Origin of the sequence: Halomonas elongata (assembly GCF_029081005.1) — a bacterium.
GTDB classification, from domain to species: domain Bacteria; phylum Pseudomonadota; class Gammaproteobacteria; order Pseudomonadales; family Halomonadaceae; genus Halomonas; species Halomonas elongata_B.
In genome coordinates this window covers 90,984-113,403 of record NZ_JAJQTQ010000013.1, presented here as the reverse complement: position 1 = coordinate 113,403, position 22,420 = coordinate 90,984, and the positions used below count along the sequence as shown (strand labels likewise).

Here is a 22,420-nt window from a genome sequence, read left to right as displayed (position 1 = left end):
AAGGGAGCGGCGACATTACGGCAGGCAAAGGCATCCAGCGTCATGCGGGTGTCCATACGGGCAGGTCAATCCGGAAATTCCCGGGCATCATGGGTCATGAGTGGCCCACAGGCGCGAAACAGGGGCCAAATTCACCCTAAACGAGTTCTTTCAGCGATTCAACCACGCCATCCGGGCCGCTCGCGGCCACCGGTTCGCCGTGGTTGTAGCCATAGGGAACCGCCAGGGTGCGGAAGCCCGCCGCTCGACCCGCGGCGATATCATGCCGGGAGTCGCCGATCATCAAGCAATTCGACGGAAGCACCGAGAACCACTCGGCGGCATGGGTCAGCGGCAACGGATCGGGCTTGCGCCGCGGCAGGCTATCGCCACCCAGGCATAGCGCGAAATACCCGGTCAGCTCGAAATGCGCGAGAATCGGTGCGATGAAGGCTTCGGGCTTGTTGGTCACCAGCACCTGGACCATCCCGGCACCGCGCAACGCCTCCAGCGCCTCTCGAACGCCGGGGTAGAGCCGGGTCGATCGGCAGGGCCGCTGCGCGTAGTGCACCAGGAAGCGCTCATGGGCCTCCCGACAACGCTCGGCATCGGCATCCTGTCCCAGGGCATCGCGCAAGGCGCGCTCTATCAGCACCATCGAGCCATTGCCGACCCAGTCCCTGACGCTCGCCTCTCCTGCGACGGGCATGTCCAGATCGCGCAAGGCGTCATCCACCGCCGCCGCCAGATCGGGCACGGAATCCACCAGGGTGCCGTCGAGATCGAAGGCCACCAGTCGCGTACCCTCGAGCAGTGGATGCATACACGTTTCTCCATTTTCTGTTGACCATATCCCGGATGGGGCATGGGCAGGACCCGCCCGGGCGCTTATGCTGGTACTCCCATTTTCTCAGGAGCTTATCGAGATGAGCATACCAAGAATCGTGGTCGTCGGCGGTGGCGCCGGTGGCCTGGAGCTGGTGACCCGCCTGGGGCGACGCCTGGGCCGGCGCGGACGTGCCGAGATCGTGCTGGTGGACCGCAATGCCACGCACGTCTGGAAACCCCTGCTGCACGAGGTGGCCACCGGCGCCCTGGACTCCGGGCTGGACGAGATTTCCTACCAGGGCCATGCCCGTGCCAACGGTTACCGCTTTCAACTCGGCACCCTGGACGGCCTGGACCGGGAGTCACGCACCCTCACCCTGGCGCCGATCTTCGATGATGACGGCCAGGAAGTGCTGCCATCGCGCACCCTGTCCTACGACGAGCTGGTCATGTCGGTGGGCAGCGTCAGCAACGACTTCGGCACACCGGGCGTCGGCGATCACTGCCATTTCCTCGACAGCCCTCACCAGGCCGAGACATTCCGCAAGGACATGCTCAATGTGTTCCTGCGCTACAACGCTCCGCAGCAGGACAACCAGACCCGCATGGTGGTCGGCATCGTCGGTGCCGGCGCCACCGGAGTGGAACTCGCCGCCGAGCTCTACGATGCCTCTCAGATGCTGCACAGTTACGGCTTCACCCCTCTGGAGAGCGAGCACCTCGAGGTCCACCTGATCGAGGCCGCGCCGGGTATCCTGCCCGCCCTGCCCGACCGTATCAGCCAGGCGGTACACGCCGAACTCGAACGACTGGGCGTGCAAGTGCATGTCTCGACTCGCGTGACCCGAGTCGAACCCTCGGCCATCATCACCGCCGACGATCAGCGCATCGAGACGGACCTGAGCGTATGGGCCGCCGGCATCAAGGCCCCCGCCTTCCTGTCAGAGCTGGGACTGGCCACCGAACGCAACCATCGCATCAAGGTCGAACCGACGCTGCAGAGCGTCGACGACCCGCACATCTTCGCCTTTGGCGACTGTGCCAGTTGCCCTCAGGAGGATGGTTCCCAGGTACCACCGCGAGCCCAGGCCGCCCACCAGCAGGCCAACCTGCTGTACAAGAATCTGCGCGCTCGACTCGACGGCAAGCCGCTCAAGTCCTTCGTGTTCCGCGACCGAGGTTCGCTGATCTCGCTGGCTCATTTCGACGCCGTCGGCAGCCTGATGCGCGGCGCCTCGGCACGCAGCCTGTTCATCGAGGGCCATCTGGCGAAATTCTTCTACGCCTCGCTGTACCGCATGCACCAGCGCGCCATTCACGGCACCCTGAAGACCGGCCTGATGGTCGTGGTGGATGGCCTCAACCGTTTCTTGAAGCCACGCATGAAACTCCACTGAGCCGCGACGATCGGCTTGCACACGACAAGGGCCGCCGGATATCCCGGCGGCCCTTGTCGGAGCATCGAGAGTTTGAAAAGGCTGCCTCAGTCGGTCTCGTTCTTCCCCCCATGGTGATAGACATGCACGTCGCGCTGGGGAAAGGGAATGTTGATGCCCTCGCGATCGAAGCGTCGCTTGATCTCCTCGGTCATCTCCCAGTAGACGTCCCAGTAGTCGGCGGCATTGACCCAAGGGCGCACGATCCAGTTGACGCTGGAATCCCCCAGCGAGCCGATGCGAATATTCGGTGCCGGATCGCTCAGGACCCGGGCGTCATCGGCCACCACGCCCTCCAGGACACGACGTACGGTGTCGATGTCGTCGCCGTAGCCAACGCCGACGACCAGATCCACGCGCCGTGTCGAATGCGATGAGTAGTTGGTGATGGCATCCGACAGCATCTGGCCGTTGGGCACGATCACTCGACGGTTGTCGGGCGTGCTGAGCTCGGTGTTGAAGATCTGCACTTCCTCGACGGTACCGGCGACGCCGCCCCCTTCGATATAGTCACCCACTCGGTAGGGCCGAAACAGCACCACCATCACGCCAGCGGCAAAATTGGCCAGCGAACCCTGCAATGCCAGGCCCACCGCCAGGCCGGCGGCACCGATCACCGCGATCAGCGACGTGGTCTGAATGCCAAGCTGGCCGATTGCCGCCAGCACGACCGCAAACATCAGCAATGCATAGAGAATGTTGCCCGCGAAGGTGATGACCAGCGGATCGGTCCCGGCCCGCTTCATGGCCTTGGTCACCAACCGATGCAACAGCTTGGCCAGCCAGCGGCCGATCACGAAGATGGCGATGGCCGCCACCAGGTTGATCACGAAACTCGTTCCCTGTACCTGCAGGAACTCCACGGCTTTCTCGAATTCCATATCGCCTCCTTTGCCTCGATGAAAAGAATCGTTCCCGCGGGCGGCGGCGCCTCAGGCATCGGCACGACGTTCCGCCATCCAGCGCCGCTTGCCCTGTGCCGACAACCGCTTGACGCCCGCCTCGAGCCGCAGCGCCTCGCGGCGATCGCCCACCGCCTGGTGATATACCAGATGCAAGGGCCCCTTGCCACGCAGAGCCTTGGCGCCCCGTCCCGCGCGGTGCTCGGCCAGACGTCGCTCGACGTCCGTGGTGATGCCGGTGTAGAGCGCACCATTGGCCGTCTCGATCATATAGAGGTGCCACTGCCGAGTGGCCGTCTCCGCCATGTTCACGCCTCGGCGAGCGCCCCGCGGAAGGCGTCGATCACGCCATCGTAACGGTGCGGGTCGTCGAGGTTGCGCGCCTTGAAGATCGCCGATCCGGCGACGAAGGTATCGGCCCCGGCCCGGGCAATCTCGGCGATGTTATCGAGCTTGACGCCACCGTCGATCTCCAGACGAATGTCACGCCCCGAGGCATCGATGCGACGACGCGCCTCACGCAGCTTGTCGAGCGTACCCGGCAGGAACGACTGGCCGCCGAAACCGGGATTGACGCTCATCAGCAGGACCATGTCGACCTTGTCCATCACATGGTCCAGGAAGGTCAGCGGGGTCGCCGGATTGAAGACCAGCCCGGACTTGCAGCCGCCATCGCGGATCAACTGCAGCGAGCGGTCGATATGCTCGGAGGCTTCGGGGTGGAAGGTGACATAACTGGCACCGGCGTCGATGAAGTCGCCGATCAGACGATCCACCGGCTTGACCATGAGGTGCGCGTCGATCGGCGCGGTCACGCCATGGCGTCGCAGTGCCTCGCAGACCATGGGGCCGATGGTCAGGTTGGGGACGTAATGATTGTCCATCACGTCGAAGTGCACGATATCCGCCCCCGAGGCGAGCACATCGTTGACTTCTTCGCCGAGCCGGGCGAAATCGGCGGAGAGGATCGAGGGGGCGATCAGGTAATCGGATGTCGTTGCAGTCATGGGGCTCCCTGGAAGAAGATCGAGTATCACGATGGCGGCCATTCTAGCAGGATCGGCGACGCCGTCTCGTGACTTGCAGGATCGTCATGCGCCACCGATAGTTAATTGCTGTCACTCACGACGATGCGACGACAAGGAGACGTCATGATCCCGCGCTGGTTACTGTCCCCACTCAACGCTGGCCTGCTGGCCGGCTCCCTATTGGCCGCCCCGCTCGCCCTGGCTCAGCCGGCGATCCTCGAAGGCGAGCGTTTCCACCCCGAAGAAGGGACCGACGGCATGGTCGCGACCAGCCACTTCCTCGCTTCACGGGTGGCACGCGATGTCCTGGCAGAAGGCGGCAACGCCGTGGATGCCGCGGTCACCGCCGGCTTCGCCCTGGCCGTCACCCAACCCCGCTCCGGCAACATCGGCGGTGGCGGTTTCATGCTGATTTCCGACGAGAACAGCGACGAGGTCATCGCCATCGACTATCGCGAGACCGCACCGGCCGCCGCGACCGAGACCATGTTCCAGGACGAGGACGGCAATGCCGTCTCCGAGTGGTCGCGCTTCACCCATCGCGCCGCCGGGGTACCCGGTACCGTGGCCGGCCTGGCCCTGGCCCTCGAGGAATACGGCACCATGAGCCTGGCCGATGCCCTGGCACCGGCAATCCGTCTCGCCGAGGAAGGCTTCGAGGTACCGCCACGCTTCGTTGCCGGGGTCAACGACACGCGCGAGCGCCTGGAGAAGTGGGAATCGAGCCGCAAGATGTTCTTCAAGGAGGATGGCAGCGCCTATGAAGCCGGCGACACCTTCCGTCAACCGGACCTGGCAGCGACACTCAAGCGCATCGCCGAACAGGGCGCCCGGGAATTCTACGAGGGCGAGACCGCCGAGTTGATCGCCGACGAGATGCAGCGCCACGACGGCCTGATCACCCGGGAAGACCTGGCCGGCTACCAGCCGGAAATCCGCGAGCCCAGCCACGGGACTTACCGGGGACATGACATCTACGCCATGAGCCCGCCCTCCTCGGGTGGCGCGCACATCGTGCAGATGCTCAACATCCTCGAGGACTACCCGATCCCGGAGATGGGCTTCAATTCCGCCGATACCATCCACGTGATGGCCGAGGCAATGAAACGTGCCTATGCCGACCGTTCGGAGTATCTGGGTGACACCGACTTCGTCGATGTCCCGCTCGAGGGCATCACCTCCAAGGCCTATGCCGACGAGCTGCGCGAGCAGATCGATATGGCAAGCGCCACGCCGAGCGACGATATCGCGCCCGGCAAGCCGTTGCCCTACGAGTCCAACGAGACCACGCACTTCTCCATCGCCGATGATGATGGCCTGGCGGTTTCCAACACCTACACCATCAACTTCAGCTACGGCTCCGGCATCGCCGTGGAAGGCGCCGGCTTCCTGCTCAACAACGAGATGGACGACTTTTCCGCCAAGCCCGGCGTGCCCAACGCCTATGGCCTGATCGGCGGTGAAGCCAACAAGATCGAGCCCGGCAAGCGCATGCTCTCGTCGATGACACCGACCATCGTCAAGCGCGACGGCAAGAACTTCCTGATCACCGGCAGTCCGGGCGGTTCGCGCATCATCACCACCACCCTGCAGGTGCTGATGAATGTCATCGACCACGACATGAATATCCAGTCAGCGGTCAGCGCCCCGCGCATCCACCACCAGTGGCTACCCGACGAGATCCGCATCGAGGCCGGCATCAGCCCGGATACCCTCGAGCTGCTCGAAGGCAAGGGGCACACCATCAGCCAGCAATCCGCCATGGGCGCCGCCCAGTCGATCGTGATCGATGACGGCCGCTTCTTCGGCGGCGCCGACCCCCGCCGTTCGACTTCATCCGCCATCGGGCTTTGACGCCCTGCCATGTCCCCGGGCCCACCGGGGACATGGCACCATCCCGGCCCTTCGCCTCTCGTGGCTCGTGACTCGTAGCTCGTAGCTCGTGACCTACGTTCCCCTCCTCGATATTTTTAGATTAAAAAAGAATAAATAAAACCCTTGTAATTCCATATGGCGATTATTACCTTAGCAATCTAAGAAAATCCATCGAAGATTCGAGGAGTCGTCATGTCGCCGCTGCCCTTTGTACGTCGTACCCTCACCGCCTCCATCGTCGCCGCCGGCCTGGGCATCGGTCTCGTCCCCCCGGCCATGGCCGCCGAACGAGGGCTGCTCAACTCTTCCTATGACATCGCCCGGGAGCTGTTCGCCGCCATCAATCCGGCCTTCAAGGAACACTGGGAAGCGAGCCACGACGACACCCTGACCATCAAACAGTCCCACGGCGGCTCGTCGGCGCAGGCTCGAGCCATTCTCCAGGGGCTCGGCGCCGATGTGGTGACCTACAACCAGGTCACCGATGTGCAAGTACTCGCCGATGCCGGCCTGGTGGCCGAGGACTGGCAGCAGACGCTGCCCAACAATGCCTCGCCCTACTACTCCACCACCGCTTTCCTGGTGCGCAAGGGCAACCCCCAGGGCATCGAGAGCTGGGACGACCTGGTTGACGAGGACGTGGAGCTGGTCTTCCCGAACCCCAAGACCTCGGGTAACGGCCGCTACACCTACCTGGCCGCCTGGGGGGCCGCCGATCGCGCCTTCGACGGCGACGAGGAGCAGATCAAGGACTTCATGCGCACCTTCCTCGGCAACGTCAAAGTGTTCGACACCGGCGGTCGCGGCGCCACCACCAGCTTCATCGAGCGCGGCATCGGCGATGTGCTGATCAGCTTCGAGTCCGAGGTCAACAACATCCGCCAGGAGTACGGCAACGACGAGTACGAGGTGATCGTGCCGCCGGTCAGCATCCTCGCCGAATTCCCGGTGGCGGTCGTCGGCGAGAACGCCGAGGACAACGGCAACGCCGAGCTGGCTCGAGACTATCTGGACTACCTCTACACCGAAGAAGCCCAGCGCATGCTCGCCGGCTTCAACTATCGCGTTCACGACGAGGCCGTGGTCGAGGAATTCGCCGACCAGTTCCCCGAGACCGAACTGTTCGAGGTCCAGGACGTCTTCGGCGGCTGGGACCAGGCCATGGAGACTCACTTCGAGAGTGGCGGGATGCTCGACCAGTTGCAGCGCCGCTGAGAAACGCTCGGCTTGAATGACATGATCAACGAGACACCCTCATGAAAGCAGCGGCTTTCCCCTTGTCCATGCCCCGGGCTCGGCAGCGCGTACTGCCGGGCTTCGGCCTGTCCCTGGGCATCAGCCTGACCTTCGTTTCACTGGTCCTGCTGTTGCCGCTGACCGGCCTGGTCGGCCAGTTGGCCGGCCTGTCGCTGGCCGAGTACTGGGCCATCATCAGCGAGGGGCGGGTCGTGGCCAGCTACCTGACCACACTTGGCGCGGCGGCAGTGGCGGCGGTCATCAACGCCGTCTTCGGGTTGCTGCTGGCCTGGGTGCTGGTGCGCTACGATTTCCCGGGCAAGCGCCTGCTCGATGCCTTGATGGACCTTCCCTTCGCCCTGCCCACGGCAGTGGCCGGCATCACCCTGGCCACGCTCTACTCCAGCAGCGGCTGGATGGGCAAGGCGCTGGCACCGCTGGGGCTCGAGGTCGCCTATACCTGGGTGGGCATCGCGCTCGCCATGGCCTTCACCAGCATTCCCTTCGTGGTACGCACCGTGCAGCCGATCCTCGAGGATCTGCCGGGGGAAATCGACGAGGCCGCCATGGCGCTGGGCGCCCGGGATGGCGTGGCCTTTCGCCGCGTGATACTGCCCCACCTCTGGCCGGCACTGGTCACCGGTACGGGCCTGGCGTTCGTTCGCTCGCTCGGTGAATTCGGCGCGGTGATCTTCATCGCCGGCAATATGCCCTACGAGACCGAGATCACCTCGCTGATGATCTTCGTCAAGCTGCAGGAATACGATTATGTCGGCGCCTCGGCCATCGCCTCGGTGGTGCTCGCCACCTCGTTGATCCTGCTGCTGGCCATCAACCTGTGGCAGGGCCGCTTCATTCGCCGTCTGCATGGAGGAAGCGCCTGATGCAACGAATCGGGGATGCGCCCGTCCTGCGCCGGGTGCTCATCGGCACCGCCGTGGCCCTGGCCGCGCTCTTCCTGCTGCTGCCGCTGGTGGCGATCTTCGCTCAGGCCTTCGCCGAGGGCCTCGGCGGGTTCTGGCGCAATATCAGCGACACTTACACTCTGTCCGCCATCGGTCTGACGCTTTTCATCACCGCCTTGACCATTCCGGTGAATCTGGTGTTCGGGATCATGCTCGCCTGGCTGGTGACGCGCTTTCGCTTCCCGGGACGACGCCTGCTGCAGACACTGATCGATATTCCCTTCGCCATCTCGCCGGTGGTGGCAGGCCTGGTCTATCTGCTGCTGTACGGCCGCAATGGCTGGCTCGGCGGCTGGCTCGACGCCCATGACATCCAGTTGATGTTCGCCTGGCCGGGCATCCTGATGGTCACCATCTTCGTCACCTGCCCCTTCGTGGCCCGGGAACTGATTCCGCTGATGCAGGCCCAGGGCTCGCGGGAGGAAGAAGCGGCCGTCACCCTGGGCGCCTCGGGCTTCACGCTGTTCCGCCGGGTCACCCTGCCGAACATCCGCTGGGCGCTGCTCTACGGGGTGATCCTGACCAATGCCCGGGCAGTGGGGGAATTCGGCGCCGTCTCCGTGGTATCCGGGGCGATTCGCGGCGAGACCAACACCCTGCCGCTGCACGTCGAGCTGCTGTATCAGGACTACAACACCGTGGGCGCCTTCGCCAGCGCCGCCCTGCTGGCTCTCATCGCCCTGTTCACGCTGGCCGCCAAGGCCGGCCTGGAGTGGCGCGCCACGCGCCGGGAGGCTTCCGCATGAGCATCCATCTGGAAAACATCGCCAAGCACTATGGCCGTGGAGGACGCCACCAGGCCCTGGCGCCCCTAGACCTCGACATCCATCAGGGCGAGCTGATCGGTCTTCTCGGCCCGTCCGGCTCCGGCAAGACCACCCTGCTGCGCATCATCGCCGGGCTCGAGGCCCCCGACCGGCAGCCCGCCGGCCGCATCCTGTTCGGCGAGCGCGATGTCACCCAACTGCATGTGCGCGACCGGCGCATCGGCTTCGTCTTCCAGCACTATGCGCTGTTTCGACACATGACGGTCTACGACAACGTGGCCTTCGGCCTGACGGTGATGCCGCGTCGCCAGCGCCCCTCCAGCGGCGAGATCCGCGCCCGGGTGCATCGCCTGCTGGAAATGGTCCAGCTCGAGCAACTGGCGGGCCGTTACCCGGCGCAGCTGTCCGGCGGCCAGCAGCAACGGGTCTCCCTGGCGCGCTCCCTGGCCCTGCGTCCCGATGTCCTGCTGCTCGACGAGCCCTTCGGGGCCCTGGACGCCAAGGTCCGCCAGGAGCTGCGCCGCTGGCTGCGCCATCTGCACGACGAGTTGAATTTCACCAGCGTCTTCGTCACCCACGATCAGGAAGAGGCACTGGAGCTCTCCGATCGCGTCGTGGTGATGAGCGATGGCCGCATCGAGCAGATCGACACGCCGGAGGCATTGTATCGCGCCCCGGCCAATCGCTTCGTGTTCGAGTTCCTGGGCGATGTGAACCATCTCGAGGGCGAAGTACGCGGCGGCGTGCTCACCTGCGGCGACGCCCGCTTCGAAGTCGACCTGCCCGACGGGCCGGAGGATCTGCTGCTGCGCCCTCACGAGGTCGCCCTGGATACCGCACCCCGCGAATCGGCCCACCTGCCGGTGACCGTGACCGCCATCTCGCCGGTCGGCGCCGAGGTCCGCGTGGAACTGGCCGCCGACTGGCTGCCCGGCCCCTGGCTTGCCACCGTGCGCCATGCCGATTTCGAGCGCCTCGCGCTCGCCCGTGGTCAGCGACTGTTCGCCCTGCCTCGTCACTGGCACCGTTTCAAGGACCAGGCAAAGAGCACCGCCACGACGACACGCGATACGACCGCCTCCCTCGCCACCTGAGAGCACACCGACAACGCAACATGCATGCATTGTGGCGACAAGGCTATACTCGAAGCCTTGTCGCCATGCCAGATGTCAGGGAGGAATCACCATGCAGCGTCGACCATTTCTGTGCCTCACGGCCCTGGTACTGACGGTCGGCTGGCTCGCCGGCTGTTCGTCACCGCAGTACCTGCAGCCGTCTCCCGAGCGCACCGCCAAGGTTCCCGGCATCGGTCAGGGCCAGGCGGTCACCGTCAATGTCATGGATGGCCGGGACAGTCCACAGATCGGCACCCGCAGCGGCAATGCCATGTCGACCTCTGTGATCACGGTGGAAGCCGGACCCTTGATGCCGAAACTGCAGGCGGAGGCCGAGCGTGCCCTGCGCGACATGGGCTTCAAGCCGACCACGCAAGCCGCCCAGGGGCGTCCCGGCCTGACGCTGATCCTCCAGCGCCTGGCCTACGGCCGCGGAGAGAGTCGCCCGCTGATCGACGAGGCGCGCCTCGAATCCGTGCTGGTCGCCAAGGCCGAGAACGATGGCGCGACCTATACCGGGACCTATACCTCAAGGCGCACCCAGGGCTATGCCATGCGCCCGGATATCGAGAAAAACAACGAGATGGTATCCGAGCTACTCTCGGACGGACTGAACCGCGCCTTCAGGGATCCCGAGCTGGGGCGCTTCCTGGCACGTTGAGGGGGTCCCCGCAGCATCGTTCGTGACGTTCTTGTGCCTCACGTCCAGAACGCCCGGGGCCGCGCCGGACCAACTGCCAGACGCTCTCCCGAAAGCCGCTCCCGGGCTCGGGGTCGCCATCTTCCAGGTGGGTCACCTCGAAATTGGGCGCGAAACGTTCATGCACCTCGTCGGCCGTCACCTCAAAGGGCGGCCCGCCCGAATCTCCTGGCGCCCGAGTCAGGCTGATCAACAGCCCTCGGGCGCCGGGCGGAAGCAACTGGGCCAGGTGGAAGGCATAACGCTGGCGCCTGGCCTCGGGCAGGGCAATCAGGGCCGCCCGGTCGTAGAAGGCCCCTATCTCCGCCGCCTCATCGATGTGGAAGTGGAAGAAGTCGCCACACCACAATTCCACACCCCCCTGGCGGCTGACGGCGAAACGGTCGTGATGATAGCGAGACACTTCGCCCTCACCCTCGGCCAGGAACTGTTCGATGGCGGTCTCGGCCAACTCGATGCCCAGCACTGGATGGCCTCGACTCGTCAGCCAGCGCATGTCCAGGCTCTTGCCGCACAGGGGCACCAGTACCTTGGCACCTTCGCCGACGCCGAGACCGGGCCAATACCGCTCTAGAGCAGTATGCACCGCCTCGCGGTGGAAGCCGATGCGCCCTTCCTGCCAACGCTGTCGCCAGTCGTCGTTCATGGCGCCCCTCGCTCAGAACCAGCGATCGCGCTTGCGACGTCGACGCGGCAGGTGCGGCACGATCAACCCGACCAGCAGACCGGCGCCCGCCACACCACCTCCGTACATGAAGTAGCGCATCAACAGATCCTCTTCCCGGGTTTCCAGGCGAGCCTGCAGATCACGGACGGTATTACGGGACTGCTCGGCCTCGGTAGCGAGTTCGTGATTACGCCCCTCCAGCTCGGCGATGCGTTGCTCACGCACCTCGAGTGTCTCGCTGAGCGCATTGATGCGACCTTCCCAGGTGTCATTGATGCCGGACAGTTCGTCGCTCAGTTCCTCGACACGGGATTCCATCTCCGGCAGTTGAACGCGAGCGCTGGGAGTGTCCTGAAGCTGGTCGCTCGGCACCCAGACCGCATCGCCACTCTCGCTGCGCACTTCAGTGTAATCGCCCTCGGTGTCGAGCACTTCCACCGGCTCGCCAGCGGTCAGGCTGCCGACGATACGATAGCCGTCGGTGGGCCCGCTGCGGACATAGGTGGTCAGTTCATCGGAGACCCAGCGCGAGGCCTCGCTTACACGATCATCCTGCTGGGCGAGCGCCGGCAGGGCCAGGGCCCCGAGTATCACGCCCAGTGTCACTCTCTTGCTTCGTTGCATCGTCATGCCGTCATCCTGGCTGTCCAAGGCTCTATGTGCGGTATCCCACGGCGATGAGGGGGCGTCGGACTCCCTTCCGACCCGGCCCGCGATGAGCGCAACGCTCCCCGAGGAGAGATCATCCACAGTTACTGTGGACAAGTTTCGGGAAAACCGCTGGAAACCACCGGCCAGGCGGCGCGCTGTCGGCATGATCGCGGTATCGATCAGATCATGACCAACCGAGCATCCCCGCCGTAAGGAAATACTGAATAAATCGCCGAGCATCGTGAAGCGCGAGGCGCACGGAGCACAGAAAGCGAGACATAACGAGGGGTTAGGCGAGCTTTCGAGCACCGCGTAACGACGCGATTTGCATGCGCAGGCATTTAAGCAGTGTTTCCATAACCGGCACAGGCGTCAAAGGTACCATAGACATGGCGCCACCGGCAGCGCACGATGCTGGCCCCTGGCGTCAAGCGCGCGTATAATCGCGGCCTCGGAAGACAGCACGTCTCCTCCCGCGAACCCTCATCCACCGGTGCAATCCGTCGGGCCTCGACGCCACGACCAGACTCTTATGGCGAAGAAACTCTTCATCAAGACACACGGCTGCCAGATGAACGAGTACGACTCCGCACGCATGGCGGATCTGCTCGGCGAATCCCATCAGCTGGAGCTCACCGACGACGAGCATGATGCCGATGTCATCCTGCTCAACACCTGCTCGATCCGCGAGAAGGCGCAGGAAAAGGTCTTCCACCAGCTCGGTCGCTGGAAAAAGCTGAAAGACGCCAACCCGGACCTGGTGATCGGCGTCGGGGGTTGCGTGGCCAGTCAGGAAGGCGAGGCCTTGCGCAAGCGTGCACCCCAGGTGGACATGGTGTTCGGCCCCCAGACCCTGCACCGTGTGCCGTCCATGCTCGACGCCCGTCAGGACGACAAGATCTCGGTGGTCGATGTCACCTTCCCGGAGATCGAGAAGTTCGATCACCTGCCGAAGCCGAGTTCCGACGGCGCCACCGCCTTCGTCTCGGTCATGGAAGGCTGCTCCAAGTACTGCACCTTCTGCGTGGTCCCCTATACCCGAGGCGAGGAAGTCTCTCGGCCCTTCGAGGCGGTGATGGATGAGGTCATCCACCTCGCCGACCAGGGCGTTCGCGAGATCAATCTGCTGGGGCAGAACGTCAATGCCTACCGCGGCGAGAACCAGCTTGGCGACGAGATCGACCTGGCCGAACTGATCAGTTGCGTGGCCGCCGTCGACGGCATCGACCGCATCCGCTTCACCACCTCGCATCCGGTGGAATTCTCGGACAGCCTGATCGAAGCCTATGGCGAGATTCCGGAACTGGTCAGCCATCTCCACCTTCCGGTGCAGGCCGGTTCCGATAACGTCCTGGCCGCCATGAAGCGTGGCCATACCGTCGAGGAGTATGTCGACAAGCTGGAACGCATTCGTGCGCTGCGTCCGGATATCAGCTTCTCCTCGGACTTCATCATCGGCTTCCCCGGCGAGACCGAGGCGGATTTCGAGTCGACCATGGACCTGATCCATCGCATCGGCTTCGATGTTTCTTTCAGCTTCGTCTACTCGGCACGCCCCGGCACTCCCGCGGCGGCACTCCCCGACGAGACGCCGGAAGCGGTCAAGAAGCAACGCCTGGCCATCCTGCAGGAACGCATCAATCAGCAGGCCATGCAGATCAGTCGGCGCATGGTGGGCTCGACCCAGCGCATTCTGGTCACCGGCTTCTCGCCCAAGGATCCTGGCCAGCTGTCGGGGCGCACCGAAAACAATCGGGTGGTCAACTTCCGCGCTCCCAACCCCACCGAGCTGATCGGCTACTTCGTCGACGTGGAGATCACCGAAGCGCTGCCCAACTCCCTGCGTGGCGACCTGGCATCTCCGGAGCGCTTCTGACGCCTTTGCCTCGAGGGGGTCACGAGCGACACCCAGGCCCGCTTATCGCGGGCCCGCGTCTCTCTCACCGTCATGTCGACCACGAGATGGCATCCGGTGACGACGCGCCTCCGCTCATGGCCCCTGTCCCGCTCATTGCTCCGGCACCCAAGGTGGCAGTAAGCTGGCAGCGATCACTCATCAACCCATGGACCCGCCTGTCTTGAGCCAGTCATCCACACCGGCCAATCGCATCATCACGCTGAACCTCGAGCCCAATGACCCGCGCCGCCTGGCCAACCTCTGCGGGCAACGCGACGAGCACCTCAAGTTGATCGAGGCCCGGCTCGGCATCACGCTGCGCAATCGCGGCAACACCTTTCAACTGGCCGGACCGGAACCTCGGGTCAAGGCCGCATCCAATGTCGTCGAACACCTCTATCGAGAGGCCGAAGCCAGTGAGCTGACGCCGGATACCGTTCACCTCTTCCTTCAGGAATCGGGCCTCGAGGCACTGGAAGAAGAGGAAGAGAGACCGAGCGGTGAGGACGAGGTCCTGATCCGGACCCCCAAGGCGCTGATCAAGCCGCGCGGGTTCAACCAGCAGGGCTACGTCTCGAGCATTCGGGCCCATGACATCAACTTCGGCATCGGCCCGGCCGGTACCGGCAAGACCTATCTGGCCGTCGCCGCCGCCGTGGAAGCGCTCAACCAGCAGGAAGTACGCCGCATCCTGCTGGTCCGGCCCGCCGTCGAGGCCGGCGAGAAGCTCGGCTTTTTGCCCGGCGACCTGGCCCAGAAGATCGACCCCTACCTGCGGCCACTCTACGACGCCCTTTACGAGATGATCGGCTTCGAACAGGTCGCCAAGCTCATCGAGCGGCAGATCATCGAGATCGCACCGCTGGCCTACATGCGCGGCCGCACGCTCAACAATGCCTTCATCATCCTCGACGAGAGCCAGAACACCACCCGCGAGCAGATGAAGATGTTCCTGACGCGCATCGGGTTCGGCTCCACGGCCGTGATCACCGGCGATATCACCCAGGTCGACCTGCCACGCGGCCAGACTTCCGGGCTGATCCAGGTTCTCGATGTGCTCAAGGATACCCCCGGCATCGGCGTGACCCATTTCGCCGCCAAGGACGTGGTGCGTCACCCCCTGGTACAACGCATCATCGAAGCCTACGATGTCTTCGAGGCCGAGCAGGAGGCCGATGCCAGGGCCAAGCGGGAAGCACGAGAGCAGGAACGCGAGGCTCAGCGCCAGCACCGACAGGAGCGCCGTGACGACGGCGCAACGGGAGACTCATGAGCTCGCCGGAGATCGATCGCCAAGCCGCCCTGGAGGCCGAGGACCTGCCGCGACGGGAGGACCTCGAAGCCTGGGTGGCCGGCGTGCTGTCTCGTCACTCCGACGAGACACGACACGAGCTGACGATCCGTTTCGTCGATGCCGAGGAGAGCCGGACCCTGAACCGCGACTATCGCGATCGCGACCGTCCGACCAATGTGCTCTCCTTCCCTTTCGAGTGTCCGCCGGCGGTGCCCGTGCCACTGCTCGGCGACCTGGTGATCTGCCATCCGGTCGTCGTCGCCGAGGCCGAGCAGCAGCACAAGTCCCTGATCGATCACTATGCCCACATGGTCGTGCATGGCACGCTGCACCTGTTGGGTTACGATCATATCGAGGACGATGAAGCCGAGGTCATGGAAGCCCTCGAACGAGACATACTCGCCGGACTGGGCATCGCCGATCCCTATGTAACCCCCAGCCCTCCCCCGCGCGACATCGATACCGAGGACGAGAGAGCCGACGCATGAGCGAAGACCGATCGAGTAGCCAGGGCAGCAAGTCCTGGCTCGATAAGTTGTTCAGCGCCCTTTCCAGCGACAGCGACGAACCCAGCTCCCGCGCTGAGCTTCTGGCGTTTCTTAACCAGGCGGCGACCCGGCTCAAGCTCGACCAGGACGCCATGATGATCATCGAAGGCGCCCTGAACATCAGCGACCAGCAGGTTCGCGAGGTGCTCATCCCGCGCTCCCAGGTCAACGCCATCGACCTCGACCAGCCACTGGAGGAGTACCTGCCGGTAATTCTCGAGACCGGTCATTCGCGCTATCCGGTCATCGGCGAGAACCTCGACGAGGTCAAGGGTATCCTGCTGGTCAAGGACCTCCTGCCACTACTGCGCAACGGCCAGGATAACGGCCATGCCTTCCAGCTCGAGGAAGTGCTGCGCCCGGCGATGTTCGTGCCGGAATCCAAGCGGCTCAACAGTCTGCTCAAGGAATTCCGCGACACCCACAACCACATGGCCGTGGTGGTGGACGAGTACGGTGGCACCGCCGGCATCGTGACCATCGAAGACATCCTCGAGGAAATCGTCGGTGACATCGAGGACGAACACGATACCGACGAAGAGGCGGATATCCGCGACCTGGGCGATGGCCGCTACGCCATCCGCGCCCTGACCCCCATCGAAGACTTCAACGAGCACTTCGGCACCCGCCTCTCCGATGAAGAATTCGATACCCTGGGAGGCCTCGTCATGCAGCGTTTCGGCCACCTGCCCGGACGCGGCGAGCACACCGATATCGGCGGCTGGCGTTTCACCGTGCTCAACGCCGACAACCGTCGCATCCGCCTGCTGGAAGCCGAGCAGGATACCGACGACGACCAGTGAGCCTTCGCCCCCGGATTTGACGACCATGGACGGAACCATGCCCGCCTTTCGCTCGAGCCCCCTCCTCGGTTGCCTGGTCGCCGTGGCCGCCGGTGTGCTGACCACCCTTTCCGCCGCGCCTTTCATGCTCTGGTGGCTCGCCCCGGTGGCCGCCGGCCTGCTCTACGCAGGCCTGCACGCCCTGTCGCCACGACAGGCGGCCTGGCGCGGCTGGTGCTATGGTCTCGGTCTGTTCGGCACCGGTGTGTCCTGGGTCTACGTCTCGATTCACGACTACGGCTATACCGGCGTTCCCCTGGCCGTGGCCTTGACGGCGTTGTTCGTGGCCGCCCTGGCACTATTCTTCGCCGTCACGCTCTGGCTCTATCGGCGCCTCGCCGGCCCGCGATTCGCCGTGCTCAGCTTCGCCGGTGCCTGGGTCCTGGGCGAGGCCCTGCGCACCTGGCTGTTCACCGGATTTCCCTGGCTGCTGCTGGGCAGCGGCCAGGTAGACTCTCCCCTGGCGCCCTGGGCACCGGTGGGAGGCGTCTATCTGCTGTCGCTGATCGCGGCATTGAGCGGCGCCCTGGGCGTGGAGCTGCTGCGTCGCCGCTGGTGGGCCGCCCTGCCCCTCGCCGGTCTCTGGCTGGCCCCTCTGGCGTTGCCGCAGCAATGGACCCACCCCGCCGGCGAGCCCGTGCGTGTCGCCCTGCTGCAGGGCAATCTGTCGCAATTGATCAAGTGGACCCCGGAAGGCCAGCGTACCGCCATCGACACCTATCGGCGCTTGACCGGCGAGCTGGAGGACACGCCGCTCGACCTGGTGATCTGGCCGGAAGCGGCACTGCCGATGTTCGAGGACCAGGCCCGGCCGGTGCTGGAGAACGCCCAGGCGGGCCTGCCACCCGAGACCCAGCTGCTCACCGGCATTCTGCAGCGCGATGGGGAGGGCAACTTCTACAACAGCGTGGTCGGTCGCAACGGCGTACAGGGCGAGTACCGCAAGCGCCACCTGGTGCCCTTCGGCGAATACCTGCCGCTGGAAAGCCTGCTGCGCGGTGCCATCGCCTTCTTCGACCTGCCGATGCCGGCCATGACGCCGGGCCCCGATGGCCAGGCGCCGATGATCGCCGCCGGCACCCGCATCGGCAATGCCATCTGCTACGAGATCATCTACGCCGACCTGGTCGCGAATCAGGCACGCCACGCCGAGGTGCTCCTGACGCTCTCCAACGATACTTGGTTCGGCGACTCCCTGGGGCCCCGGCAACACCTGCAGATGGCCCGCCTCCGCGCCCTGGAAAATGGCCGTTACGTGGTCAGGGCCACCAGCAACGGCGTCACCGCCATCATCGATTCACAGGGACGCATCACCGATCGCCTGCCCCAGTTCGAAGCCGCTACCCTGGTCGGGCAATACGTCCCCATGGAAGGCCTCACCCCCTTCACCCGCACCGGCAGCTGGCCGATCTGGCTTATCGCGACGCTGATGGTGCTGCCAGGACTGCGGCTACGCCGCCGTAAGCCGTAAGCCGGAAGCTGGAAGCTGGAAGCTGGAAGCTGGAAGCTGGAAGCTGGAAGCTGGAAGCTGGAAGCTGGAAGCTGGAAGCTGGAAGGCAGCATGAACCCCGCCATCATGGGGTCAAGGGTTTTCTTCAAGCTTCCAGCTTAAGCTCGCGAAGCGGGCGTTCTTCCAGCTCCGGGCGAAGCGCCGCTCTTCCAGCTTCAGGCTTGGTTTTCCCCGAGCACTTCCGGAATCGTCATCTTCACGTAACGCCCCGGCGCTGGTTCCAGGATGTCGAGCTGGCCTTCCCCGGGCTGACGGGCCGGTACGAGCTTGTCGGGATCGGCGTAGCCGTTGTCGGTCATCCAGGCTTGCCAGTGCGGCCACCAGGAACCTTCGTGCGCCTCGGCGCCCTCGAGCCAGGTTTCATGGTCGTCCGGCAGCTCTTCGTTGGTCCAGAAGCCGTACTTGTTCTTGTGGGGCGGGTTGACGATGCCGGCGATATGACCGGAACCGCCCAGCACGAAGGTGACCGGCCCCTTGGGCAGCAAGGCACCGTAATAGGTGCTGTTCCACTTGGCGATGTGGTCCTCGCGGGTGGACACGAAGTAGCTGGGCGCCGAGATCTTGCGCAGATCGATCTTCACACCGTCGAGCTCGATGCCATCCGGCTCGACCAGACGATTCTCCCGATAGAGATGCCGTAGATACCAGCCGTGGGTGCCCGCCGGCAGGTTGGTACCGTCAGTGTTCCAGTACAAGAGGTCGAAGGGGGCCGGCGCGTCCCCCTTGAGATAGTTGTTGATGTAGAACGACCAGAACAGGTCATTCTCGCGCAGCAGGTTGAAGGAGTAGGCCAGGACCCGGCCGTCCAGATAACCATCCTGTTCGAGCTTGTCCTCGATGCCCTTGAGCACCGGCTCGGCGAGGAAGACCCCCAGCTCGCCGGGATCGCGAAAGTCCTGCAGGGTCGCCATGTAGGTGACCGAGCGAACCTTGCGACCACGCCGGGTGCTGGTCAGGTACGCCACCGTGGAAGCTGTCAGGGTACCGCCGACACAGTAGCTCAGCAGGTTGACCGACTTCTCGCCGACGGCCTGCTCGATGGCCTCCATCCCGGCGATGGGCCCCATCTGCATGTAGTCGGCCCAGGTGAGGTCGCGCTGTTCGGGGCCCGGGTTGCGCCACGAGATCAGGAAGACGCTGTGTCCCTGATCCACCAGCCACTTGATCAGCGAGTTCTCCTGGCGCAGATCGAGCACGTAGTACTTGTTGATCCAGGGCGGCACCACCAGCAACGGCGTCTTGAAGACCTTCTCGGTGCTGGGCGCATACTGGATCAGTTGCATCAGCTCGTTTTCGAAGACCACCGCCCCCGGCGTGACGGCGATATTTTCGCCGATCTCGAAGGCGCCACGATCGGTCATCGTGACATTGAGCCCCTCGGCGGAATTGGCGAGGTCCTCGCGCAACCGGGCCAGACCGTCCACCAGGTTCTGGCCACGGGTTTCCAGGGTACGGCGCATCACTTCGGGGTTGGTGGTGACGAAGTTGGTCGGCGACACGGCATTGACCAGCTGCCGCGCATAGAAGGCGAGATTGCGACGATGGTCATCCGACAGCCCCTCGAGGCTGTCCACCAGTGTCTCGACGCGGCGAGCGAACAGCAGATACTGCTGCATGATCGACATGTAGAAAGGGTCGCTGTGCCAGGCGTCGTCCTGGAAACGCCGGTCCCCTTTCCCCGGCATGACCAGCGGTGTCACCGACTCGCCGGACAGTGCCTTGAGGCCGTGCTGCCACAGCTGGTATTGATCCTCCATCAGGCGTGCCTGAGTCTGCCACAGCAAGGAGGGATCGCGATTCAACGCCTCGGCACCGGCACGAAAGCTTTCGTGCATGTCGGCATAGACGGATTCGGCGGCGGCATCGGGCACCAGACGCGGCACCACATCCTCGATCAGAGCCCGATACTGTTCGCCGATCAGCTTGGCCTGCTCACCCCATGCCTCGAGTTCGGCCTGCGATGGCGCATGATTCCCTGGCTGCATCACTCCCTCCCGTGACCTGGACACGCAACCGCCGCCCGATCGATCTGCGAGATGGCGGCGGCCCTGGGCATTGCCCGAGAAGGGTCTCAATCGTCGACATTTCCCGGACAACACCTGATTGATGACGTGAAACCCGTTCAGCTACGTTTGCGCGATGCCTGGCTGGTCGCCTTGGCCGGCCCGGTTTCTTCCTTGGGCGCTTCGTCGGCAGACTCGGCCATTGCCTCACCGGACTCGCCGTAGAGGGCTTCCAGCTCGCTCTTGAAGCGCAGGCTCATCTCGCTCATGGCTCGAGCATCTTCGAGCATCAGGTTGGAGAGTTCCGTCATCATCTCGACCTGCCGAGTCCCGAAGTCACGAAACTGTTCGGCGTCACTGACATCGGTGGCATCCCGAAGGCGCGAGGTCCCCATCTGGCTGTAACGCTTCATGGCATCCAGCTGGTACTGGGTCACTCGCTCCATGTTGTCCAGCATCAAGGTATTGAGCTTGCGCATCGGCGTGAAGAATTCCCGCGCCTGCTCGTTGAACGCATCGATCATCTTGTCTTGCATGGCCAGTTCCTCCTCGAGGAAAGCGGATGAAACGCGTGCTGCACTGCACAAAGACTAGTCTGGCATGCCGACCGTTGCAAGATAATGACGACGTGCTCCGCCGAAGGAGGGACAGCTCAGCTGTTGCGCCGACTCCGCGACCGCGCGCTGGCCGAAGACGCCTTGTCGGTTTGCCCGGACGCGCCGGTGGGCGTTTCATCCGGGGCGTCTCCCTTGCCCTGGCCGGCTCCCGAAGCGGCACGGCTCAGCATATCCATCATCATCTGCTGATAGTTACCGAAGTTGGCCATGCCCTGCTGGAAGAGCGGCTGCTGGAGGAAGGGCTGCATCAGGCTCATGGGGTCATAGCCCTCGACACCGGATTCCATCTGTTTCTGGATGCGCTCCAGCAGATCCTGCTGAAACGCTTCCACATCGGGCAGTCCAAGTGCCCGGCGGAATTCATCGGGAGTCAAATCGAACTCGACGTTGATCTTCATGGGGCGCCTCGCCTGGCCGAAGTGAATGAGATGACACTTACCCAGTGTAGCAGTCCGCCCGTCCGGGACATTCCGCTCAGGACAATCTGGGCGTCGATACCGCCACGTCCTGATTCTGACCACGATGTCGCAAGAGATGGTCCATCAGGGTCAGCGCCATCATCGCCTCGGCGATGGGCGTGGCACGAATGCCGACACAGGGATCGTGGCGCCCTCGGGTGACCACCTCCACCGGGGCACCAGTGACATCGATGGAACGTCCCGGAATGGTGATGCTGGAGGTCGGTTTGAGTGCCAGGTGCGCGATGACCGTCTGGCCACTGGAAATCCCGCCCAGGACACCGCCGGCATGATTGGAGAGAAAGCCTTCGGGCGACATCTCATCGCGGTGCTCGCTGCCCCGCTGGGCCACCGAAGCGAAACCGTCGCCAATCTCCACGCCCTTCACGGCATTGATGCTCATCAGACCATGTGCCAGCTCGGCATCGAGACGATCGAAGACCGGCTCGCCCAGTCCCGGCGGCACGCCCTCGGCGACTACCGAAATTCGCGCTCCCACTGAATCCTGGTCACGCCGCAGCTGGTCCATGTAGGCCTCGAGCTCGGGCACCTTGTCCGGATCGGGACAAAAGAAGGGGTTGTCGTCCACCGATTCCCACTGCTTGAAGTCGATGGAGATCGGGCCGAGCTGACTCATGTAGCCGCGCACCCGGATGCCCTGGCTGGCCAGATATTGCTTGGCGATGGCGCCGGCCGCCACGCGCATGGCGGTTTCACGCGCACTGGAACGGCCCCCGCCCCGGTAGTCACGGATGCCGTATTTATGATGATAGGTATAGTCGGCGTGGGCCGGGCGGAACTGGTCCTTGATCCGCGAATAGTCCTTGGATCGCTGGTCGGTGTTCTCGATCAACAGACCGATGGAGGTCCCGGTGGTCACCCCCTCGAAGACGCCGGACAACAGGCGCACCCGATCGGGCTCGCGGCGCTGAGTGGTATGCCGCGAGGAACCCGGCCGGCGACGGTCCAGGTCACGCTGCAGGGTCTCCTCGTCGATCGGCACGCCCGGCGGGCAGCCATCGACGATGGCGCCGAGCGCCGGTCCATGGCTCTCGCCGAAGGTGGTGACGGTGAACAGCTTGCCGAAGGTGTTGCCGGACAT

Annotated in this window: 22 protein-coding genes; 12 read left to right on the top strand and 10 right to left on the bottom strand. The window is 64.2% G+C overall.

All coding sequences use genetic code 11. The annotated features are described in order from the left end of the window. Positions 1–136: 136 nt before the first annotated feature. Positions 137–802, bottom strand: coding sequence for a phosphoglycolate phosphatase (locus LU493_RS11440; protein ID WP_275287930.1), 666 nt, complete (start codon positions 800–802; stop codon positions 137–139). Between the two features lie 103 nt (positions 803–905). Between LU493_RS11440 and LU493_RS11435 the strand changes: the two genes are divergently transcribed. Continuing rightward, entirely contained in the window at positions 906–2,204 is a 1,299-nt protein-coding gene (locus tag LU493_RS11435; protein ID WP_275287929.1) for an NAD(P)/FAD-dependent oxidoreductase, read from the top strand. Between the two features lie 86 nt (positions 2,205–2,290). Here LU493_RS11435 and LU493_RS11430 read toward each other — a convergent pair whose 3' ends face one another. From LU493_RS11430 to rpe, 3 genes are read right to left on the bottom strand one after another with little or no spacing between them, the layout of a single operon-like run. Next, on the bottom strand, positions 2,291–3,124 hold the full coding sequence (locus tag LU493_RS11430) for a mechanosensitive ion channel family protein (RefSeq protein ID WP_275287928.1): 834 nt from the start codon (positions 3,122–3,124) through the stop codon (positions 2,291–2,293). 51 nt (positions 3,125–3,175) lie between these two features. Further along, positions 3,176–3,451: a GIY-YIG nuclease family protein gene (locus tag LU493_RS11425; protein ID WP_275287927.1), complete on the bottom strand. Its 276-nt coding sequence runs from the start codon at positions 3,449–3,451 to the stop codon at positions 3,176–3,178. Positions 3,452–3,453: 2 nt separating this feature from the next. Further along, on the bottom strand, positions 3,454–4,152 hold the full coding sequence (gene rpe / locus LU493_RS11420) for a ribulose-phosphate 3-epimerase (RefSeq protein ID WP_275287926.1): 699 nt from the start codon (positions 4,150–4,152) through the stop codon (positions 3,454–3,456). Between the two features lie 144 nt (positions 4,153–4,296). On the opposite strand from rpe, the gene ggt reads away from it, so the two are divergent. The 6 genes from ggt to LU493_RS11390 all read left to right on the top strand — a co-directional run bounded on the left by ggt (position 4,297) and on the right by LU493_RS11390 (position 10,792). After that, complete coding sequence (gene ggt / locus LU493_RS11415) at positions 4,297–6,027, top strand: gamma-glutamyltransferase (RefSeq protein WP_275287925.1); 1,731 nt, start codon at positions 4,297–4,299, stop codon at positions 6,025–6,027. 213 nt (positions 6,028–6,240) lie between these two features. Next, the gene (cysP, locus tag LU493_RS11410; protein WP_275287924.1) at positions 6,241–7,263 is read left to right on the top strand and encodes a thiosulfate ABC transporter substrate-binding protein CysP; all 1,023 of its coding nucleotides are present in this window, start codon (positions 6,241–6,243) and stop codon (positions 7,261–7,263) included. 41 nt (positions 7,264–7,304) lie between these two features. Next, a complete protein-coding gene (gene cysT, locus LU493_RS11405) occupies positions 7,305–8,168 on the top strand; it encodes a sulfate ABC transporter permease subunit CysT (RefSeq protein ID WP_275287923.1) in 864 nt (287 codons plus the stop codon). Next, positions 8,168–8,995, top strand: coding sequence for a sulfate ABC transporter permease subunit CysW (gene cysW / locus LU493_RS11400; protein WP_275287922.1), 828 nt, complete (start codon positions 8,168–8,170; stop codon positions 8,993–8,995). The genes cysT and cysW overlap by 1 nt, the downstream gene beginning before the upstream one ends. Beyond that, positions 8,992–10,110 carry a sulfate/molybdate ABC transporter ATP-binding protein gene (locus tag LU493_RS11395; RefSeq protein WP_275287921.1) on the top strand — a complete coding sequence of 373 codons (1,119 nt, stop codon included), beginning with the start codon at positions 8,992–8,994 and terminating at the stop codon, positions 10,108–10,110. Before cysW ends, LU493_RS11395 begins: the two co-directional genes overlap by 4 nt. A gap of 91 nt (positions 10,111–10,201) precedes the next feature. After that, a complete protein-coding gene (locus tag LU493_RS11390; protein WP_275287920.1) occupies positions 10,202–10,792 on the top strand; it encodes a YajG family lipoprotein in 591 nt (196 codons plus the stop codon). On the opposite strand, the gene LU493_RS11385 is transcribed toward LU493_RS11390, so the two are convergent. Both LU493_RS11385 and LU493_RS11380 read right to left on the bottom strand, forming a co-directional pair. Then, the gene (locus LU493_RS11385) at positions 10,755–11,477 is read right to left on the bottom strand and encodes a thiopurine S-methyltransferase (protein WP_275287919.1); all 723 of its coding nucleotides are present in this window, start codon (positions 11,475–11,477) and stop codon (positions 10,755–10,757) included. The two genes, LU493_RS11390 and LU493_RS11385, sit on opposite strands and share 38 nt — an antisense overlap. A gap of 12 nt (positions 11,478–11,489) precedes the next feature. Next, a complete protein-coding gene (locus LU493_RS11380) occupies positions 11,490–12,128 on the bottom strand; it encodes a TIGR04211 family SH3 domain-containing protein (RefSeq protein ID WP_275287918.1) in 639 nt (212 codons plus the stop codon). Positions 12,129–12,681: 553 nt separating this feature from the next. On the opposite strand from LU493_RS11380, the gene miaB reads away from it, so the two are divergent. From miaB to lnt, 5 genes are all read left to right on the top strand, one after another. After that, complete coding sequence (gene miaB, locus LU493_RS11375; protein WP_275287917.1) at positions 12,682–14,025, top strand: tRNA (N6-isopentenyl adenosine(37)-C2)-methylthiotransferase MiaB; 1,344 nt, start codon at positions 12,682–12,684, stop codon at positions 14,023–14,025. A gap of 187 nt (positions 14,026–14,212) precedes the next feature. Continuing rightward, complete coding sequence (locus LU493_RS11370) at positions 14,213–15,319, top strand: PhoH family protein (protein ID WP_428994559.1); 1,107 nt, start codon at positions 14,213–14,215, stop codon at positions 15,317–15,319. Beyond that, on the top strand, positions 15,316–15,828 hold the full coding sequence (gene ybeY, locus LU493_RS11365; protein ID WP_275287915.1) for an rRNA maturation RNase YbeY: 513 nt from the start codon (positions 15,316–15,318) through the stop codon (positions 15,826–15,828). The genes LU493_RS11370 and ybeY overlap by 4 nt, the downstream gene beginning before the upstream one ends. Beyond that, positions 15,825–16,691 (top strand): HlyC/CorC family transporter, encoded by an 867-nt coding sequence (locus LU493_RS11360; protein WP_275287914.1) that lies wholly within the window; start codon positions 15,825–15,827, stop codon positions 16,689–16,691. Before ybeY ends, LU493_RS11360 begins: the two co-directional genes overlap by 4 nt. 37 nt (positions 16,692–16,728) lie before the next feature. Then, positions 16,729–18,201: an apolipoprotein N-acyltransferase gene (gene lnt, locus LU493_RS11355; protein ID WP_275287913.1), complete on the top strand. Its 1,473-nt coding sequence runs from the start codon at positions 16,729–16,731 to the stop codon at positions 18,199–18,201. Between the two features lie 194 nt (positions 18,202–18,395). Here lnt and phaC read toward each other — a convergent pair whose 3' ends face one another. The 4 genes from phaC to aroC form a co-directional block, all read right to left on the bottom strand. Continuing rightward, positions 18,396–20,225: a class I poly(R)-hydroxyalkanoic acid synthase gene (gene phaC, locus LU493_RS11350; RefSeq protein ID WP_275287912.1), complete on the bottom strand. Its 1,830-nt coding sequence runs from the start codon at positions 20,223–20,225 to the stop codon at positions 18,396–18,398. Positions 20,226–20,362: 137 nt separating this feature from the next. Then, the gene (locus LU493_RS11345; RefSeq protein WP_275287911.1) at positions 20,363–20,779 is read right to left on the bottom strand and encodes a phasin family protein; all 417 of its coding nucleotides are present in this window, start codon (positions 20,777–20,779) and stop codon (positions 20,363–20,365) included. Between the two features lie 116 nt (positions 20,780–20,895). After that, the gene (locus LU493_RS11340) at positions 20,896–21,258 is read right to left on the bottom strand and encodes a DUF6489 family protein (protein WP_275287910.1); all 363 of its coding nucleotides are present in this window, start codon (positions 21,256–21,258) and stop codon (positions 20,896–20,898) included. Positions 21,259–21,334: 76 nt separating this feature from the next. Next, positions 21,335–22,420: a chorismate synthase gene (gene aroC / locus LU493_RS11335; protein WP_275287909.1), complete on the bottom strand. Its 1,086-nt coding sequence runs from the start codon at positions 22,418–22,420 to the stop codon at positions 21,335–21,337.

Bases quoted from the DNA above. Each gene is read 5' to 3' on its own strand.
- LU493_RS11440 (WP_275287930.1), bottom strand. From the start codon at position 802: ATGCATCCACTGCTCGAGGGTACGCGACTGGTGGCCTTCGATCTCGAC.
- LU493_RS11435 (WP_275287929.1), top strand. From the start codon at position 906: ATGAGCATACCAAGAATCGTGGTCGTCGGCGGTGGCGCCGGTGGCCTG.
- LU493_RS11430 (WP_275287928.1), bottom strand. From the start codon at position 3,124: ATGGAATTCGAGAAAGCCGTGGAGTTCCTGCAGGTACAGGGAACGAGT.
- LU493_RS11425 (WP_275287927.1), bottom strand. From the start codon at position 3,451: ATGGCGGAGACGGCCACTCGGCAGTGGCACCTCTATATGATCGAGACG.
- rpe (WP_275287926.1), bottom strand. From the start codon at position 4,152: ATGACTGCAACGACATCCGATTACCTGATCGCCCCCTCGATCCTCTCC.
- ggt (WP_275287925.1), top strand. From the start codon at position 4,297: ATGATCCCGCGCTGGTTACTGTCCCCACTCAACGCTGGCCTGCTGGCC.
- cysP (WP_275287924.1), top strand. From the start codon at position 6,241: ATGTCGCCGCTGCCCTTTGTACGTCGTACCCTCACCGCCTCCATCGTC.
- cysT (WP_275287923.1), top strand. From the start codon at position 7,305: ATGAAAGCAGCGGCTTTCCCCTTGTCCATGCCCCGGGCTCGGCAGCGC.
- cysW (WP_275287922.1), top strand. From the start codon at position 8,168: ATGCAACGAATCGGGGATGCGCCCGTCCTGCGCCGGGTGCTCATCGGC.
- LU493_RS11395 (WP_275287921.1), top strand. From the start codon at position 8,992: ATGAGCATCCATCTGGAAAACATCGCCAAGCACTATGGCCGTGGAGGA.
- LU493_RS11390 (WP_275287920.1), top strand. From the start codon at position 10,202: ATGCAGCGTCGACCATTTCTGTGCCTCACGGCCCTGGTACTGACGGTC.
- LU493_RS11385 (WP_275287919.1), bottom strand. From the start codon at position 11,477: ATGAACGACGACTGGCGACAGCGTTGGCAGGAAGGGCGCATCGGCTTC.
- LU493_RS11380 (WP_275287918.1), bottom strand. From the start codon at position 12,128: ATGACGATGCAACGAAGCAAGAGAGTGACACTGGGCGTGATACTCGGG.
- miaB (WP_275287917.1), top strand. From the start codon at position 12,682: ATGGCGAAGAAACTCTTCATCAAGACACACGGCTGCCAGATGAACGAG.
- LU493_RS11370 (WP_428994559.1), top strand. From the start codon at position 14,213: ATGGACCCGCCTGTCTTGAGCCAGTCATCCACACCGGCCAATCGCATC.
- ybeY (WP_275287915.1), top strand. From the start codon at position 15,316: ATGAGCTCGCCGGAGATCGATCGCCAAGCCGCCCTGGAGGCCGAGGAC.
- LU493_RS11360 (WP_275287914.1), top strand. From the start codon at position 15,825: ATGAGCGAAGACCGATCGAGTAGCCAGGGCAGCAAGTCCTGGCTCGAT.
- lnt (WP_275287913.1), top strand. From the start codon at position 16,729: ATGCCCGCCTTTCGCTCGAGCCCCCTCCTCGGTTGCCTGGTCGCCGTG.
- phaC (WP_275287912.1), bottom strand. From the start codon at position 20,225: ATGCAGCCAGGGAATCATGCGCCATCGCAGGCCGAACTCGAGGCATGG.
- LU493_RS11345 (WP_275287911.1), bottom strand. From the start codon at position 20,779: ATGCAAGACAAGATGATCGATGCGTTCAACGAGCAGGCGCGGGAATTC.
- LU493_RS11340 (WP_275287910.1), bottom strand. From the start codon at position 21,258: ATGAAGATCAACGTCGAGTTCGATTTGACTCCCGATGAATTCCGCCGG.
- aroC (WP_275287909.1), bottom strand. From the start codon at position 22,420: ATGTCCGGCAACACCTTCGGCAAGCTGTTCACCGTCACCACCTTCGGC.